Consider the following 17489-nt stretch of genomic DNA (forward strand, 5'->3'; position numbering starts at 1 on the left):
CTCTATTTTACACTCCCTCTAAGATGAATGTGGATGGTTAGCTTGTTCGAATCCTGTTCGCAAATGAGCAAACATGGTTTCTAAAAATTGATCGAACGTTACAGCACCGGGCTTGGTATCTTCAGTAATGACTTGTCCAGGCAGCAATACATTGAGTCTTCCATCAATTAATGGAAGTATGGTGCCGTACATTGCATTAATTAGAAGATAAGTATAAATCTCGTCATGCTTTCCGTTAGATAAGTCTAATAAAGTCTCTTGTGCCTGCGTCTGCATTCGGTGCATGGCTCCAAGGTAATGCGGTTCAAGCACGGGATAGGTCTGTGATAGCGATAGCAGCTGATGTAGTCTTCCTATTAGTTCTGTTGTAAGCTGCATCTTGATCAGGTCATACAGTACGTCAAGCAAGGAGACATTCTCGGGCATTTCGGTAAGTAAAGCTTCGAGTTCCGTTGTATTCTGAACGGATGTTGCACCTCTTGCTACGGCTTCTTCTTTACATGTGAAGTAGTTTGCAAATGTTCTACGTGAACACCCCACCTGATGCACGATATCTTCCACCGTAAAGCCATCAAGGCCATGTTCAAGGGTAAGTTCAAATGCAGCAACAGCAAGCGCTCTTTCAGTTGCTTCTTTTTTCAAATGTCGCAAGTTTCGTTTGATCATTATTCTCCGCTTATGCGTTCACCTCCAGCGTCAATGAGTATGGTGTAATTATGTTTATGATGAGCATACATACTAAGCATGCACGTTGTGAGGTTTATCATATCAACAATTTGCCCAATGTGCAAATTTACTCATTGTGCAATTATTTTAATGTGACGAACATACTTCGAATGAAAGCTTCAACTCCAAGGGAATGAATGTTAAAATCAGAGAAAAACCTGGGGCGATGACGGGACATGAGTAGTCGTAAACAAAGTTTATTGGAAACAGCACTTGCACTATTTTTAGAGTATAGCTATGCAAATACAACAATCCAGATGATTCTGGATCAATCGGGTGTATCCAAAGGCACATTCTACAAATTCTTCAGTTCGAAAGAAGACTGTTTATATTCAATTATTGATCAGCGTATGCAAGAGGATGTTTTCATTCGTAAAGAGCTTGAGCAAAATCATTACACATCGGATTATGACTTGCTCGTAGATCAGATTGCGATTCCTATGTCTGTACCTAATAAAGAGCGAGTCTGGGAATTATATTGGACGGGCTTTTACTCCGGTGAGATCAACTCAGCGAAACTAGCTACAGTTCAGCTAAATTGGCTGTCTACACGCTTGATTCAGGTGTACGGGAAGGACATCAGCTTGTACGCCAACGAAGGCGCCATATTGTGCTATGGCATATTACATCAGATTGCCAACACTTCGAGAAGTCTAAATACGCAAAAACCGGTATGGAGCGAAGTGGTTCCCAAAGTATTAACGTACATTGAAGTGATATTAAGAACCATGCATCAGAGAAATGAACATATTTTTGACTTTCAGTCTCTCTATTTCCTGAATGCGGACGAGCGTAACCGTGATATGGGACGGGGTATTGATACTCTGTTGGAGGAATTGGAAGAGTTCAACAAGCGTGTTCATAAATCCAAGGAATCTGCACCATTGAAGCAACTTTCCAAAGGGCTTTTGGCGCTTTTACAGGATAAAGAGGATTTAAATATTCCCGTAATCGAAGTTGTACTTCAAGCATTTCACAAAGAGTACAAATCCAGTGCTTTTCAAGCAGAAGCCAATAGACTCACTGAAGCTTGCTGGTGGTTTTTGGAACTGGTGAAACAACGTCATTAATATGGGGTTGGCTTAAATGCCGACCTCTTTTTTTATGATTTTTATACTTGGAATTATCTTGATTATACTAATCGTATATTAGGATAATTCCTGTATAACAGTTGTTTACTGCCGTTTAATCTAGTGGATTTGAAATTAAATATACGAGTAGTATATAATTGGAATGAACATATATTTCCATAGATTTGAAATAACTTCACTTCGAAAGGAAGATTTTTATGAATCATTCGAATAACCAGACATCAGAAAAAGCAGAATTTAATTTGTTTAGCGAAGAAAATAGTAAAGATCCATTTGCCATGTTTGCACAGATGCGTTCCAAAGGCTCCGTTGTACCTATCCCTAATCCGATGGGTGGTGCAGGGCAAACCTGGATTGTAACTCGAATGGACATTGCCATGGAAGTGTTGAAAGATCATTCTCGATTTACAGTAGATATGAACTCTATTGATAGTGGGAATGATATTCGAAAGAATCTCTCAGGTGAGCTTGGTTCATCGGAACCCCAGACCTTTTTTACCGGAAAGTCGATGCTCTTTGTCGATGAACCGGATCACCGAAGACTGCGAAGCCTAGTGTCCAAAGCGTTCACTCCAAGATATATGGAAAGTCTGCGTCCACGCGTCCAGGAAATTGCCGATGAATTAATTGACCAATTTGAAGGAAAGGGAGAGATGGATCTTGTAAAAGACTATGCCTATCCTTTCCCAATCAACGTTATTTCCGAGATGCTGGGTATACCTCTGGAAGACCGACCTCAGATCCATGTATGGTCTGAAGCTATTGCGAAAGGTCTTGGTTTTGGTAAACAGGACCCTGCAGTAGCGCAGCACTTGCGAGCATTCGCAGAGTACACCTCACAGCTTGTGGCGAACAAACGAGTAGAACCCTCAGATGACCTCATCAGTCAATTAATTGCCATTGAGGAGGAGGGAGATCGATTGAATGAAGATGAATTAATATCCATGATCACGTTATTGATATTTGCTGGACATGAGACAACTTCCAATCTGATTGCAACCGGTTCTTATCTTCTTCTGACCCATCCCGAACAACTGGAACAACTGAAACAAGATCTGAATCTGGTTCCTTCTGCGGTGGAGGAGTTGTTACGTTATAATGGACCCGCCACTTCTTCTGGTCCTCGTTATGCAACACAGGACACGGAACTGGATGGACAATCGATTCAAAAGGGAGATGTTGTGATTCCTCTATTGAAATCAGCGAACAGGGACGAGCACCAATTTACTGATCCGGAAGAATTGCATATTGAACGAAAAATAAAACGGCATTTGGCCTTTGGCCATGGTATTCATATGTGTCTTGGCGCTCCACTTGCGCGTGTGGAGGGGGACGTGGCGTTTACTACGCTTTTACGTCGGCTACCCGATCTTCAGCTCCGTGTTCCTCAGGAAGAGATTCATTGGCATGCCGCTTTGTCATCACAGGGACTGGCAGCTTTGCCAGTGAAATTTTAATAGATAACTTAGTGTGACCCACTAGAGTATGACGAATTTTCGTCATACTCTTTATTGGTAATGATGATAGAATGGAATGAACAAGAAACATGTTAATGGATTGAACACTGCTTAATGTAAAAGATAAAGTGGGGTACATAATTTTTGTTGTGGAGGTAAACCTTATGAATAAAGATGAACAATTCATGCATAAAGCGATTGAAATTGCTCTACAAGCTCGCAAAGAAGGAAACGAACCATTCGGAGCCATTCTGGTGAAAAATGGAGAGGTCGTCATGATTGGGGAAAATAAAATCAATACTTTTTGTGATCCCACACATCATGCAGAAATCGGACTTATCCGAAAGTATTGTTCCGAACACCATGTGTTTGACCTGAGCGAGTACACCCTGTATACAAGTTGTGAACCGTGTGTGATGTGTTCCGGTGCCATGGTTTGGTCGAATCTGGGGAGACTGGTGTATAGCGTATCCCATGATCAATTAGCGAAAATCGCTGGCGGCAACATCATGATCTCGTGTGAAGAAGTATTCGATAAAAGTCCTCAAAAGCCTGAAGTAGTGGGTGAATTGCTTAACGCAGAAGGATTAAAAGTATTCGAAGGATATCAATTTCATTCCGAGTCCTCATCTGAACAAAAAATATATTTTTAATTATTGCTTGATTTTTTTTTCAACGTCTGATAGTGTAAGACCTGTGATTTTGGGAAGTTGATTTATCAATATTAATTAGAGCTTTCCAGCAGATAATTTTGACCACTTCTTCAAGAAGTTAAGGCCATACGGACAGCCGGGTCAAACGCCGATTGGCAACTTATGTTGCTTTATTGATTGAGTTCAAAGCTCAAATTTTATAAGTTGGTTACTTTACAACCAGTGCAATTGCACATCAACTTGTGAAACGGTCAATAAGAGTGGTAAAGGCGAATTATTTGCTATATAGACTCTGATCCAGTATTGATATACATGAAGGAGCTTTCCGCCAAAGGAATTCTTATGAATTTTATTTGGTCATGGAGACTTCACGTCTTTTTATGATGTATATCAACAAGCAAGTGTGATGATGCGCGATTGCGGGCATTTTTCACCTTGCTTTTTTTGTTGTCTTGTTGTCACCGTATTAATCCAATTAAAAAAAATACATATTGGGATAGGAGAATGTAAAATGGGAAAAGCACTAATCATCGGCGCCGGCGGCGTTGCTTCCGTGGCAGTACACAAATGCGTTCAAAACAGCGAAGTTTTTGAGGAAATCTGCATCGCGAGTCGTACGAAATCGAAATGTGATGAACTCAAAGCCAAGCTGGACGGCGGAAAAACTAAAATTACAACAGCACAAGTAGATGCTGATAATGTTGACGAACTGATCGCTTTGATCAACGAAGTTAAACCGGATATCGTTATGAACCTGGCTTTGCCGTATCAAGATCTGACAATCATGGATGCTTGCCTTGCAACTAAAACAAATTACATGGACACAGCGAACTATGAGCCACATGATACAGCGAAGTTCGAATACAGCTGGCAATGGGATTACAAAGAGCGTTTTGAAAAAGCAGGCATCACTGCATTGCTCGGTAGTGGATTTGACCCAGGCGTGACTGGCGTATTCTCCGCTTATGCCCTGAAGCACTACTTTGACGAAATTGAGTACATCGACATTCTGGACTGCAATGGCGGCGACCATGGCTATCCGTTCGCAACCAACTTCAACCCTGAGATCAACATTCGCGAAGTATCTGCAAACGGAAGATACTGGGAAAATGGTGAATGGATCGAAACGAAACCGATGGAAATCAAACGTGTCTACGACTTCAAAGAAGTTGGCGAGAAAGACATGTACCTGTTGTACCATGAGGAACTGGAATCTTTGGCTAAAAACATGCCAGGTCTGAAACGCATTCGTTTCTTCATGACATTTGGTCAAAGCTACCTGACTCACTTGAAAGCACTTGAAAATGTAGGCATGACTTCAATCGAGCCTATCGAATATGAAGGAAAACAAATTATTCCATTGCAATTCCTGAAAGCAGTACTGCCAGATCCTGCATCCCTTGGACCACGTACTGTAGGTAAAACGAACATCGGTTGTATTTTCAAAGGTAAAAAAGATGGTCAAGACAAAACATATTATGTTTACAATATCTGTGATCACCAAGAGTGCTACAAAGAAGTTGGTTCCCAAGCGATCTCGTACACCACAGGCGTTCCAGCTATGATTGGTGCGGCAATGGTCATGACAGGCAAATGGAACAAACCAGGCGTATACAATGTAGAAGAGTTCAACCCAGATCCATTCATGGAAGAGTTGAACAAATGGGGCCTCCCATGGGTAGAAGACTTCAACCCGGTACTCGTTGATGAGCTGCCAGAAGAAGTTAAAGAATCGGAGCTTGTTCGTTAAAATGCGGTTCGAGCAATTACCGACACCATGTTTTGTTGTTGACGAGGCGCTTATCGAGAAAAACCTGAAAATCCTGAACGGTGTTATGCAGCGTACAGGTGCCAAAATCGTGCTGGCTCAAAAAGCATTCTCCATGACTGCGATGTATCCGCTGATTGGAGAATACCTGAGCGGTGCAACGGCGAGCGGTTTGTATGAAGCGCGTCTGGGCCATGAGGAAATGGGCAAAGAGAATCATGTCTTTGCTCCGGCATACCGCGCAGAAGAGATCGACGAGATTATCTCCATCTGCGATCACATTATTTTCAACTCATTTTCGCAGCTTGCGAAATTCAAGGATAAGGCGCTTCAAGCTGGCCGTAAGGTCGGGTTGCGCGTCAACCCTGAATGCTCTACCCAGGAAGGACACGAGATCTACGATCCGTGTTCTCCGGGTTCGCGTTTTGGCGCGAAACTGGAGGATTTCGATGCAGACCTGTTGGAAGGCGTCTCCGGATTACACTTCCACACGCTGTGTCAGCAAAACTCCGACGATCTGGAAACTACGCTGAATGCAGTGGTCGAGAAATTCGGACAATGGTTGCCGCAAATGGAATGGATCAACTTCGGCGGTGGACACCATATCACACGTGAAGATTATGATATTCCAAGGTTGGAAGCTTGCATCAAGCGTATGCAGAACGACTATGGCCTGGAAGTATATCTGGAGCCGGGAGAAGCTGTTGCGCTGAACGCGGGTTATCTCGTGACTTCGGTGCTGGACTTCCATAAAAATGGCATGGACATTGCCATTCTGGATACTTCAGCTACATGCCATATGCCGGATGTGCTGGAAATGCCATATCGCCCGCCGCTGATCGGTTCGGGAGAAGTGGGCGAGAAGGCGCATTTGTATCGCCTTGGTGGACAAACCTGTCTGTCCGGTGACGTGATTGGGGATTATTCATTCGATCAGCCTTTGCAAGAAGGCGACCGTCTGGTATTCGAGGACATGGCGATCTACTCCATGGTAAAAACCAACACGTTCAACGGCATGCCGCTTCCAGCGATTGCTGTTAAACGAAAAGATGGCGATTGCGAAGTTGTTCGCGAATTCGGGTATCAGGATTTCAAAATGAGGCTGGCATAATTACTTCATTATATAGTAAGCATTAATATAGAATTGAAAATAAATACAAAGAAGGGAACCTGGAGACAGGTTCCCTTTTTAACGTTAACTGATGTTTAACGATTAGATTAGAAGATGTTTATCGGTGAGTTAGATGATGTCTAACCGTATCCGGGCTACTTGGCTTAGACTTCAGTTTCGGGTTGATTAATTTTGTGGTTTAGAGGCTGCTCTCGCAGCGTACGGAAAAATGGGTTCTCTTAGTTCAAAGTCATACGTCAATCCATCCACAATGCCAACCACGCTCTCACTGTCATACAACTCAAGCAAAAATCCAGCCATTTGTTCCGCCGTATGGAACTTCGGAACTCTGCCTTCATATTCAAACTCGTCTACATTAAAGGAATGTTTCGCAAATTCCGTTTCGGTTGCAGCCGGAACGAGAACTTTGGCTTGCATCGCTGCGTTCTTGCCTTTTAACTCTTGCGCAAGTCCTTCGGTAAAGGCACTTACATAGAACTTGGTTGCGCAGTAGGTTACTGCATCGGCTACAATTGTATATCCTCCACCAGACGAGATATTAATGATCTGTGTGCCATCGACATCTGCATAATCACGTACATACAGGGAAGAAAGAATCGTAAGAGCTTCTATATTAAGATGAAGCATCTGCTCAATCTTGGGCAGATGTTGTTCGCCAACGGAAGCGAAATTCCCGAATCCTGCGTTGTTAATCCACGTCTCAATGGAATAAGCCTGGAGACTTTCATAGAATTCATGCACATTAGCGGCAATGGACAGATCTACTGTACGGATGAAAACATCCAGATCAGGATTGATTTCAGCTACTTTTGCTTTTAACTTGTCCAATTCATCGGTTCTGCGAGCTGCCAGGATCATATTTTTGCCACGAGCTGCAAAAGCTAAAGCCGCTTCATATCCAATGCCCGAACTGGCACCGGTAATCACTGTGTATTTCATGGAAATTCCTCCTGGATCTGATTTCATTATTTATTGTGATAAGACCACGAGTTGATTATACTGATTAGAGCTTACTCTAAGTCAAGCGGGAAAATGGAGAGGAGGTTAACCATGCATACCATTGGTGAAGTGGCAGAATTGCTTCATATTAGTGCACATACGTTGCGTTATTATGAGAAGGAACAGATTGTGATTCCTCTCCGGGATGCCAGTGGAGACAGGCGATACAACGAATCACACCTGAAATGGCTGCAATTTGTGATCAAATTAAAAGAGACTCAAATGCCCATTGCTATTATTAAGAAGTATGCATCCTTGTTTCAGGAAGGAGAGCATACGGCGGCAGATCGTTTGAAGCTGCTGGAGGAGCATAAAGAGTCGATCCAAAAACAGATGCACATCCTTAACACAGCCGATGAGATGCTTGAGCATAAAATTTCGTCGTATCGAACGCTCATTGGACAATGAAGTAACTTGAAGTAACACACACAAATGACGATCTATTGCCAAAACAGTGATTTTTATTATAGACTGTTTTTTATCGGTTGTTCATCAAGGGGGAAATGGAATGCATCAAAACAGAAAACAAAAGTCAAACAAGTTAAAGATCCTCTCCAAAGTATTATTGATTATCATTGGGGGATTTATAACGGCATATGGCCTCGAAGCCATATTGATCCCGAATAATGTCTCAGATGGTGGTGTCACAGGTCTGAGTATCGTAGGATCCCAGCTGTTTGGATTACCACTGGGGATGCTCATCGGGATTATTAACATTCCATTTGTGTGGCTCGGATACAAGCAAATCGGTAAAAGCTTCGCGTTATATTCGATCATCGGTATTGCTTCACTGGCAATCAGCACCAGTCTGATGCACCATGTACCAACTATCATTCAAGGCGATACCTTGCTCGTTACGGTTGTCGGCGGGATAATCATCGGTTTCGGTATGGGACTTGCACTACGTAATGGCGGGGCATTAGATGGAATAGATATGCTGGCTGTACTTCTTTCGCGAAAAGTACCTTTTGGAACCAGTGATCTCATCCTGTTCCTCAACATGTTTGTCTTTATTGTCGTTTCTACCGTATTCGGTCTACAAGGAGCGATCTTGTCAGGACTTGCGTATTTTATTGCTTCTAAAGTAATACATATTGTTGAAGAGGGCTTGAGCGGCTCCAAAACGTTTAAAATTATTACGAATCAACCAGAAATTATGGTTGAAACCATTCGTGACCGACTAGGTCGTGGAGCAACGTATACCGAGGCTTACGGTGGTTACTCGAATGAGCAATTCAAGGAAATTACTTGTGTCATCAACCGGATGGAAGAGAGTAAAATTAAAGATATCATTCACGAAATTGACCCGACTGCTTTTGTAGTTGTATACGATGTAGCTGAAGTGAGAGGCGGCAATTTCAAAAAGAAAGATATTCACTAATGCTGAAAAGAAAAACATAATTAATATAAACTTACTTGGTCAACCAGTAACTACTGGTTGGCTTTTTTTGTCTGTTGATAGCGCAACTTCAAGGAGTAACAGACGGATTCACGCGAACATGAATGCAGAAGAGGAGAATTTTTTATGGCATGGTTATTTCTTATTCTTGGAGGAATCTTAGAGGTAGGTTGGGCATTAGGTTTGTCGTTCTCCGATGGTTTCTCAAAAATTGAAATCGTAATCCCCACGGTGATCTTAATGATTGGCAGCTTCTATTTTTTTGCAAAATCCACTAAAGTGCTTCCTGTATCAACCGCATATGCGGTGTTTACCGGACTTGGTTCATTTGGAACCGCAATTGTGGGAATGATTTTTTTGGGGGATTCCGTAAGTGCACTCAAAATCGTGCTGGTCATGATATTAATTAGCTGCATTATCGGTCTGAAATTTGTATCCAATGAACCTAAACCAAAGGCAGGTGTATAGATATGAGTTGGTTTTTCTTGATATTAGCTGGTTTATTTGAAGTCGGTGGTGTAATATTCCTGAAACTTTCAGATGGATTTACCAAATTGAAAAATACATTTACGTTCGCTCTGTTTTTGGGATTAAGTTTCATTTTCCTTTCCCTGTCGTTGAGAGAGATTCCAATCAGCATTGGTTACGGAATCTGGACAGGTATTGGTGCATCGGGCAGTGTATTATTAGGGATGTATGTTTTCAAAGAGCCCAAAAACGCAAAGAAATTAGCGATCGTTAGTGGGATTATCGTCAGTATTGTGGGATTGAAACTGGTCTCTTAACCCATATCTGTACTTCATGCATAAGGCTAGCTCACTTATGGAAAACTTCTGTAGTGCGAGTTAAATTGCATGACTTCATGTATGTATGGGAGGTAAGCCTAGTGACAAATCAAGATCCGCAAGAGCTTTTGAAGCAAAAGCACGAGCTGGATGAGCAAAAAAGACAGTTCACCAATTTTTCCCGAAATATTTCTGGTCATGGCGAGGTTGAAGCTGGCCAAGAGTTCAGTGTTGACCGAGTGCCGGATGACCAAAACCGGATGAAATCGGTTGAGAACAAACGCGGCGGAGTCTAAAAAGGTAGAACGTAAGCCGATCCTTTCATGGATCGGCTTTTTCGTGCGTAGCATTTTATCGAATAGGAAGATATATGTTGTAGTTGAGAATGATTATCGATAGAATGGAGAAAAGTGAAAATATCCGCTGATTTGCTGATTTTTTGCTAACTTAATGGGTTGTGGAAGGTGAAGGAAGAGATGCACGTAGAAGAGCATGTGAAGTTATGGAATTTGGCCTCAATTAAAATATGGGATGTGCGTCACGTCGTCGTGCGCGCTGGCGACCCCATCCATGCCTATCGATTTCCAATTAGCGGTTTTATATATACAGTTCGCGGCAATGCAACGATTACGCTGGATGACACGATGTACGCGATCGATCAGATGCAAGTCTTACATGGAGGCAAGGGGGTATGGATGAATATCTCCCTGAACGAGGATTCATTCGAATTTTATTTGATGTTTTATCGGGCTAATTTGTCTTTATCCAATACTCGTGAGAATCAAGCTCTGCTCAGGCAACATGTCCCGTTTCATGTGCAATATGCTTTTGCCCCAAGCTATCCCATTGACTTATATGATAAAGTCCAAAGAATAGAGCAACATTGGGAACGGACGGATGCGTTCTCGAAATTTCAGGTGAAGACGTTATTTTATCAATTTATTAATGAATTAATGAGGCAGTTAAGTGAACAAGGGATTGAGACTGCCAAACCCGATCTGGTAGCTCAAGCCGTTCGTTATCTTCACGAGAACTACATGTTGCCCGTTATGGTCGATCCGCTCGCAGAACTTCTGGATTGCAGTGCAGGGCATCTGTCGAGAACGTTCAAGAAAGAGACAGGCAGCAGTCTGATTACCTATTTAACTCGGATACGGATGTACAAAGCCAAGGAGCTGCTGTTGCACACAGATGCATCTCTTCAGAAAATTGCCGAGGCAATCGGCATTCCAGATGTGATCTATTTTAATCGTTTATTTAAAAAGCATGTTGGCCTTTCACCAGGTCGTTTCAAACAAAAATGTATCGCCCTGCCAACCGGTCAGAATAATGCTATCCGAGAATCAGAATTGTCCATTGTCAGTCCCATGCATCGCGGTTATGATCCTATTGATGATGATAATTATTATCAATACAAACCCAAAGGAGAATCACTTACATCTATGAGATCGAGAAAACCCGTTGCATTGCTTTTGATGCTCAGCCTTACATTATTAATATCAGCCTGTTCCCCTTCTCAGGGCAGTTCAGCAACAAGCAGTAATGGATCAAGCGGTAACAATGCTCCAACCACCGAAGTCGCGCAATCCACCGAATCAGCAGTACAGGAACGTGTTGTTAAACATCCTTGGGGAGAAACGGTCATCAAAGGTGATCCTCAGCATATTATTTCGTTGTTCCCGGCTGCAACGGACTATTTGTTAGCACTCGGTATTGTACCCCAGGCAGCATCCAGTAATGAGGAGGGAAGTGATCAGTTTCCTACCTACCTGTCCGATCAACTACAAGGAAAAGAAAATCTGGGCTGGCAGGTTGATCCCAATTATGAAAGCATACTGGCGGCAGAGCCAGACCTGATTATCGGTCAGGATTTCATGAGTGATGCCTATGACAGCCTCAGCAAAATTGCGCCTACCTTGCTGGCAGAGAAGCTGCAGGACGAGCAAGGTATTATTCGTATGAAGACCAGCCTGTTACATATGGGAGATATGTTAGGGAAGACGGATCAGGCCAAACAGGTCATTGAAGAATACGAGAAGAAGGCTGCAGAAGCCCGCGAGAAAATCAAGCAATCCATCGGAGACGAGACCGTAATGTTCCTGCGTTTATCCGATAAAGAAGTGCGTTATTACAGTAAAAGAAACTATGAGGTTCTGTACGACGATCTCGGCCTGACATCTCCTGTATCCATACCTGACCCGACAGATTCAATGAAAGTAATCTCCATGGAGTCGTTACCATCGATTAATCCGGATCATATTTTCCTGTTGTCATCAGACGAGAATGAAACGACAGAATTGCAAAAAACAGCAGTGTGGAAGAGCCTGAATGCTGTTAAAAACAACAATGTCTACATCGTTGACTACGGCTTGTGGTTCCAAGGCCCCGGAGGACCTATCGGACAGACCAAGATTATTGACGAAGCGGTAAATTTCCTTACCCAATAAATAAGGAAACGAGACAGGAGGATTAACACATATGGAAACGTCCGTCGTGGAGAAGTTCATTCGTGAACGAAGAACTATTCGTCAGTTCAATGGCAAACCGCTGGCGAAAGAAACGATCATGCACTTGCTCGAAGCTGCTGTGTGGGCACCCGTGCATTCCCGTAAAGAGCCTTGGCGCTTCATTTTATTTGTAGAAGAAGGTCGGAAGCAATTTGCTGATGCCGTACTGCATACGTTCTCCAAGGGTGAGCGAGAGCGCTGGGGAGAGAAGCTGCAAAAAGACTATTGTGAGTCCATCCAAGCTCATCTGCTTGTTGTGATCGAGGCCGATCCGAGACAACGGGTGTGGGAAGATGCTGTGGGCGCAAGTGCTGCACTTATTCAGAATATACAACTTCTGGCATGGGAGCAGGATATCGGCGTTGTGTGGAAGACAAATGAATATAATTTCGATCCTGATTTCTACTCCAAGACCGGTGTGAGACCAGGGGAGAGAATTGTTGGCACACTTCATCTGGGGTACTTTGATCTGGATAAGATTCCCAAGCCTCGTCCTCGTACTCCAGTAGAAGAGTTATTGACCTGTGTCTCGGTGGCAGGAGAAGACGCGCAACAGCATTAGTTGTCATTAGTAGCGTACTATCAGATGTTCAAAATTCTTAAAATATTTCTCACCAAGCCGCTAAATTAGCGGCTTTTTTGGCGATCTTTGAATTTGAAGTAACAGTCAGGCTTTCATTTTGTTCCAATGTCCCGGATTGGTATCATCTGGGACGATTAAGTTAATAATATCTTGATAATGGTCTGCTTTATTGATCATATATTGTACTCTTTGTTGGGCTTCTTCCAACTGAGCAAGGGCGGCTTCCTTCTGCCGTAAAATGATCTCATAACGCGCTTGTATGGTGGAGTTGCCCTCCAGGCAGAGATCCACATATGCTTTAATATTTTCAACAGACATACCGCATTGTTTCAGATATTTTACCCCCGTAAGCCAGTTTACGGATTCTTCGTCAAAAAGACGGTTGTTGTTTTTGTCGCGTTGCAGATTTGGAACGAGTCCTTTATCCGTATAGAAACGAACCGTATGTTCGGACAGATCGAGCAGTTTGGCGACTTGTTTGACATTATACATGACGAAACTCCTTATGTTTTCAAGTATGAAATAAAAAAATGATAGAAAAAAGATTGACTTCGAGTTACTCGAAGGTGATAGCCTAAGTATAGTTTAAGGTTATTAGACTGTAAATCTCAAGAAAAAATATAACTAACAAGGAGTGTCACTCGATGGAATATGTAACGTTGAATAACGGAGTTAAGATGCCTATTTTGGGATATGGTGTGTACCAGATTGCTGATCAGGAAGAATGTGAGAAATGTGTGCTTGATGCAATCAGCGTGGGGTATCGTTCTATTGATACAGCGCAAGCATACCGTAATGAAGAAGCCGTAGGCCGCGCAATCCAAAAAAGCGGAGTGCCTCGAGATGAATTTTTCATCACGACCAAGGTATGGATTTCAAATGCAGGATATGAAAAAGCCAAAGCTTCCATTGAAGAGTCACTGCGGAAACTCCAACTGGAATATCTGGACCTGGTCCTGATCCATCAACCATTTAATGATTATTATGGAACATATCGGGCAATGGAAGAGTTATATAAAACGGGGAAAATCAAAGCCATCGGAGTAAGCAATTTCTATCCGGACCGATATATCGATCTTGTTCAGTTCAGCGAAGTTGTACCGGCGATTAATCAAGTTGAAACCCATGTGTTCAATCAGCAGACAGAGGCACATGAGATCATGAAGAAATATAATACGCAGATTGAATCCTGGGGACCATTTGCGGAAGGAAAAAATGACTTATTTACGAATGCGACGTTGCAAGAAGTAGGTCAAAAATACAACAAATCGACGGCCCAAGTCGCTCTGCGCTTCTTGCTTCAAAGAGGAGTGGTTGTTATTCCGAAAACGGTCAACAAAAATAGAATGGAAGAGAACTTCAATGTGTTTGATTTTGAATTGACCTTGGAGGATATGCAAAAGGTAGCAGCTCTGGATACAGGAACAAGCTCCTTCTTTTCGCACTATGATCCTCAAACCGTAGAATTTTTGACTGACTACGGCAAGAAAGGACTTTAATCCGACTTATCCAATATCCCGCTCATCGGAGACGAACCTGTGAAATTGCCACAAACCAGACAGATCATCTGTCTGGTTTGTTGTATTACAGGAAGAGAATCTCAATTAACCAGCTGTTCCTGATTACGATCATAGAACCAATATAGATAGTGGTCAATCGTTGTAAAAGGTCGTATATTATTAATATGTGGATTGTGGGAGTGAAGATGGACCACATCGCAAAATGATAAACGATTTTACATAGAAGGACGGGAGAACATTGGACTTTAAACCGCTTGCTTCATTTATTGACCGTATTACATCTTGGCGCATTCCGTGGGCAGAGGTGCTGGTAATGCATCAAAATGATATCGTTTTCCATTACCGTAATGGTTACGCTAATCTGGAAGAGAAAACACCTATCGGTGATGGAGCGATCTTCAATCTATACTCCATGACCAAAATTATGACTTGCGTGGCAGGGCTGCAACTGGTGGAGAAAGGGGAGATGCTGTTAAGCGATCCGCTGTCCGATTATCTGCCAGAGTATGCTGAGATGACGGTAAAGAAAGCGATGGCGAACGGCGAGATCCGACTGGAAAAAGCGACAAGAGCCATTACAGTACGTGATTTGTTCACCATGACCGCCGGGTTCTCCTATGACGTGGGTTGTCCAAGCATTCAGGAAGCCGTGAAAAGCACCGATGGAACATTGTCGACCCGTGATTTCGCGAAAGCGCTTGCGAAGGAACCGTTGCTGTTTGAACCAGGTACGCATTGGAACTACAGCATGTGTCATGATGTCCTGGGAGCCTTGGTGGAGGTTGTAAGTGGCAAACGCTTTGGTGCGTATCTGCGGGACGAAATCACCGGACCACTTGGTATGAACGACACAGCGTTCAATCTGAACGATGAACAGCAGACGCGTCTGATTCCACAGTATGCTTACAATGATGAGCTTGAAAAGGCTGTCCGTATGGATGGCAATGGGTTTCGTGTGGGTACAGAGCTGGAAAGTGGCGGTGCAGGCTTATTGTCAACCGTTAGCGATTATGCACGGTTTCTAAACGCGCTTACTGGGCGTGGTACGAGTCCTGAAGGCGTACGCATTCTGTCACAAGCTTCAGTGGAACTGATGCGAACGGATCACCTGAACGAGATGACTCGGGGTGATTATTCGTGGGATCATATGTATGGATACGGCTATGGACTAGGTGTTCGCACCCATATCTCCAAAGCAGGAAGTGGCTCACTGAGCCCAATTGGCGAATTTGGATGGAGCGGCGCTGCTGGTTGTATGGCTATTATTGATCCAGATTCAGAGCTTACAGTCATGTATGCACAGCACCTGCTGAACAGTCAGGAGCCGTACGTTCAACGACGCTTACGTAATGTAGTGTATTCCTGCCTGTAAATCATATCGTATTCGAAGTTACTTTAAGAGCCGCTAAATAGCGGCTTTTTTATGTTATATGAGTCGAAATCTATTAATTAGATTGTTATTTCTTTATTAGAAAGGGTATGTTATCATTCTTAGGAAAATAGTACTAGTAGGAGGATATGCTTATTGAACATGAACTTAAATTAATTACATAGTTTGATCAAGTTTACACGCTAGCAAGTACCTGTTTGAATGTTGAGATTGTGAACGATTCATAATTAGAAAAGAGCTGTTAGATTTTTATTTTTTACTCAAAGGAGAGTCATCGATGATACACCTCAAACACAATGCAAAATGGGCTTCTCTGGCCGTACTTACCTTAATCGCCTATGTTCTGAGCGCATTGCTTCTGCTTCCACCAAATGCTGCTGCCAAAGGAGAGCAAATCTCCGCCAAACAGCTCAAAAGTATGAGCCGCCTTTCATTTACGCTTCGTGATGCCAAGCAAACGGCTTACACCGTTTATATTTTTGCTTATGATGAACAGAAGAGCACGCTGACCGAACAAAATGGTTGGACCAACAATAAAAAAGGCGACAAGAGTTATTCAGGCACGTATCGTGCAGCTTTGTTGAAAAAAGGTGCAGCATACGGAACTGTTCAGGCGGCAAAACTGGATCTGAATACGATTATTTTGCCTCAAACCTGGAACTTCGTTGTGAAAAGCAAAGAGGCTAGTACACCAGACATGCTGATGATCACCGATTGGGGAACTTCTAACTTCAATGATGTGAAAACGTATATTGTTCGTTCCGGGGAATTGCGCCGTGTAACATTTGTCGATAACAAAGGTAAAAAAATCGACGATTACTACTCTGCAATCAGAGATGGTGGAATCCGTACTCTTTCAGGTGCCCGAGTGCAGTTCAAAAATTACAACAACCTTCAATTCGTCTATGGAGTTACTACGTTTAAGCTGAATGTGAACAAATTGGAATTACGGTTGGAAGATACGCGTAACCTTCGTTCAGAAGCTTGGCCGAACTCGGGTGTTGGCGATCGCGCTTACCTGAAAAGCCTAAAGGAAGCTGCTTTAAAGGGTGTGTTGCCAGGCCGGACGGACATCAAGATTGGCATGACGCTTCAAAATGCGCAAAAAAAGCTGGGGAAACCCAATTCTCGTTCAAACGGGGAATGGGGAGCTTACTATTATTATTCTAAATTCGGCATCGGGTTTGATTCATACATGCACGAGCTTAGCAAGAAATCACGTATTGCGGTTATCCAGCTGTACAATGAAAAGCAGTATCTCTCACCATGGAATGTGAAACGATGGTTGGGAAAACCCACCTCGGAATATTATAATGAAGTTGTGGGTGGTTATGAGATGGAATACGAGCTGGGTAAGCACACTATAGTTTTTAATTATTTGGAAGAAGAAGACTTAATTGACTTTACGAATATATATTAAGGTATAACATAGCGAGAACTGAACGTATTCGTATACGAACTTACAAAAAAAGCCGCTAA

18 protein-coding genes are annotated in these 17489 nt (G+C 42.8%); 15 read left to right on the forward strand and 3 right to left on the reverse strand.

The genetic code is table 11. The features are described 5' to 3' along the window. Nucleotides 1-18: 18 nt before the first annotated feature. Nucleotides 19-666 (reverse strand): TetR/AcrR family transcriptional regulator, encoded by a 648-nt coding sequence (locus MHI06_RS14460; protein ID WP_169479473.1) that lies wholly within the window; start codon nt 664-666, stop codon nt 19-21. Between the two features lie 236 nt (nt 667-902). Between MHI06_RS14460 and MHI06_RS14465 the strand changes: the two genes are divergently transcribed. The 5 genes from MHI06_RS14465 to nspC all read left to right on the forward strand — a co-directional run bounded on the left by MHI06_RS14465 (nt 903) and on the right by nspC (nt 6806). Beyond that, the gene (locus tag MHI06_RS14465; protein ID WP_340401948.1) at nt 903-1796 is read left to right on the forward strand and encodes a TetR/AcrR family transcriptional regulator; all 894 of its coding nucleotides are present in this window, start codon (nt 903-905) and stop codon (nt 1794-1796) included. Between the two features lie 218 nt (nt 1797-2014). Beyond that, nucleotides 2015-3274, forward strand: a complete 1260-nt coding sequence (locus MHI06_RS14470) for a cytochrome P450 (protein ID WP_340401949.1) — start codon at nt 2015-2017, stop codon at nt 3272-3274. 164 nt (nt 3275-3438) lie between these two features. Continuing rightward, nucleotides 3439-3927 carry a nucleoside deaminase gene (locus MHI06_RS14475; RefSeq protein WP_340401950.1) on the forward strand — a complete coding sequence of 163 codons (489 nt, stop codon included), beginning with the start codon at nt 3439-3441 and terminating at the stop codon, nt 3925-3927. 511 nt (nt 3928-4438) lie between these two features. Next, nucleotides 4439-5677, forward strand: coding sequence for a saccharopine dehydrogenase family protein (locus MHI06_RS14480; RefSeq protein WP_105409674.1), 1239 nt, complete (start codon nt 4439-4441; stop codon nt 5675-5677). 1 nt (nt 5678) lies between these two features. After that, entirely contained in the window at nt 5679-6806 is a 1128-nt protein-coding gene (gene nspC, locus MHI06_RS14485) for a carboxynorspermidine decarboxylase (protein ID WP_100526213.1), read from the forward strand. A 186-nt stretch (nt 6807-6992) separates the two neighbouring features. On the opposite strand, the gene MHI06_RS14490 is transcribed toward nspC, so the two are convergent. Beyond that, nucleotides 6993-7766 (reverse strand): SDR family NAD(P)-dependent oxidoreductase, encoded by a 774-nt coding sequence (locus MHI06_RS14490; protein WP_340401951.1) that lies wholly within the window; start codon nt 7764-7766, stop codon nt 6993-6995. A 111-nt stretch (nt 7767-7877) separates the two neighbouring features. Here MHI06_RS14490 and MHI06_RS14495 point away from each other — a divergent pair, with 111 nt between their 5' ends. The 7 genes from MHI06_RS14495 to MHI06_RS14525 all read left to right on the forward strand — a co-directional run bounded on the left by MHI06_RS14495 (nt 7878) and on the right by MHI06_RS14525 (nt 13079). After that, nucleotides 7878-8234 carry a MerR family transcriptional regulator gene (locus tag MHI06_RS14495; protein ID WP_076331123.1) on the forward strand — a complete coding sequence of 119 codons (357 nt, stop codon included), beginning with the start codon at nt 7878-7880 and terminating at the stop codon, nt 8232-8234. 100 nt (nt 8235-8334) lie between these two features. Continuing rightward, complete coding sequence (locus MHI06_RS14500) at nt 8335-9207, forward strand: YitT family protein (protein WP_169479468.1); 873 nt, start codon at nt 8335-8337, stop codon at nt 9205-9207. Nucleotides 9208-9351: 144 nt separating this feature from the next. Continuing rightward, a complete protein-coding gene (locus MHI06_RS14505; protein ID WP_169479467.1) occupies nt 9352-9693 on the forward strand; it encodes a multidrug efflux SMR transporter in 342 nt (113 codons plus the stop codon). A 2-nt stretch (nt 9694-9695) separates the two neighbouring features. After that, nucleotides 9696-10010: a multidrug efflux SMR transporter gene (locus MHI06_RS14510; RefSeq protein ID WP_340401952.1), complete on the forward strand. Its 315-nt coding sequence runs from the start codon at nt 9696-9698 to the stop codon at nt 10008-10010. Nucleotides 10011-10111: 101 nt separating this feature from the next. Next, nucleotides 10112-10306, forward strand: coding sequence for a hypothetical protein (locus MHI06_RS14515; protein WP_169479466.1), 195 nt, complete (start codon nt 10112-10114; stop codon nt 10304-10306). 180 nt (nt 10307-10486) lie between these two features. Further along, nucleotides 10487-12457 carry an AraC family transcriptional regulator gene (locus MHI06_RS14520; protein WP_340401953.1) on the forward strand — a complete coding sequence of 657 codons (1971 nt, stop codon included), beginning with the start codon at nt 10487-10489 and terminating at the stop codon, nt 12455-12457. Nucleotides 12458-12488: 31 nt separating this feature from the next. Beyond that, nucleotides 12489-13079, forward strand: coding sequence for a nitroreductase (locus MHI06_RS14525; protein WP_340401954.1), 591 nt, complete (start codon nt 12489-12491; stop codon nt 13077-13079). 105 nt (nt 13080-13184) lie between these two features. Here the strand turns inward: MHI06_RS14525 and MHI06_RS14530 are convergent, their stop codons facing one another. Further along, the gene (locus tag MHI06_RS14530; protein ID WP_340401955.1) at nt 13185-13592 is read right to left on the reverse strand and encodes a MerR family transcriptional regulator; all 408 of its coding nucleotides are present in this window, start codon (nt 13590-13592) and stop codon (nt 13185-13187) included. 152 nt (nt 13593-13744) lie between these two features. Between MHI06_RS14530 and MHI06_RS14535 the strand changes: the two genes are divergently transcribed. The 3 genes from MHI06_RS14535 (at nt 13745) to MHI06_RS14545 (ending at nt 17430) form a co-directional block, all read left to right on the forward strand. Continuing rightward, complete coding sequence (locus tag MHI06_RS14535) at nt 13745-14599, forward strand: aldo/keto reductase (RefSeq protein WP_340401956.1); 855 nt, start codon at nt 13745-13747, stop codon at nt 14597-14599. Nucleotides 14600-14858: 259 nt separating this feature from the next. Beyond that, on the forward strand, nt 14859-15992 hold the full coding sequence (locus MHI06_RS14540) for a serine hydrolase domain-containing protein (protein WP_340401957.1): 1134 nt from the start codon (nt 14859-14861) through the stop codon (nt 15990-15992). Between the two features lie 295 nt (nt 15993-16287). Further along, nucleotides 16288-17430, forward strand: coding sequence for a DUF4309 domain-containing protein (locus MHI06_RS14545; RefSeq protein WP_340401958.1), 1143 nt, complete (start codon nt 16288-16290; stop codon nt 17428-17430). The last annotated feature ends 59 nt before the right edge of the window (nt 17431-17489 follow it).

It is taken from the genome of Paenibacillus sp. FSL H8-0079 (genome assembly GCF_037991315.1).
Lineage (GTDB): Bacteria > Bacillota > Bacilli > Paenibacillales > Paenibacillaceae > Paenibacillus.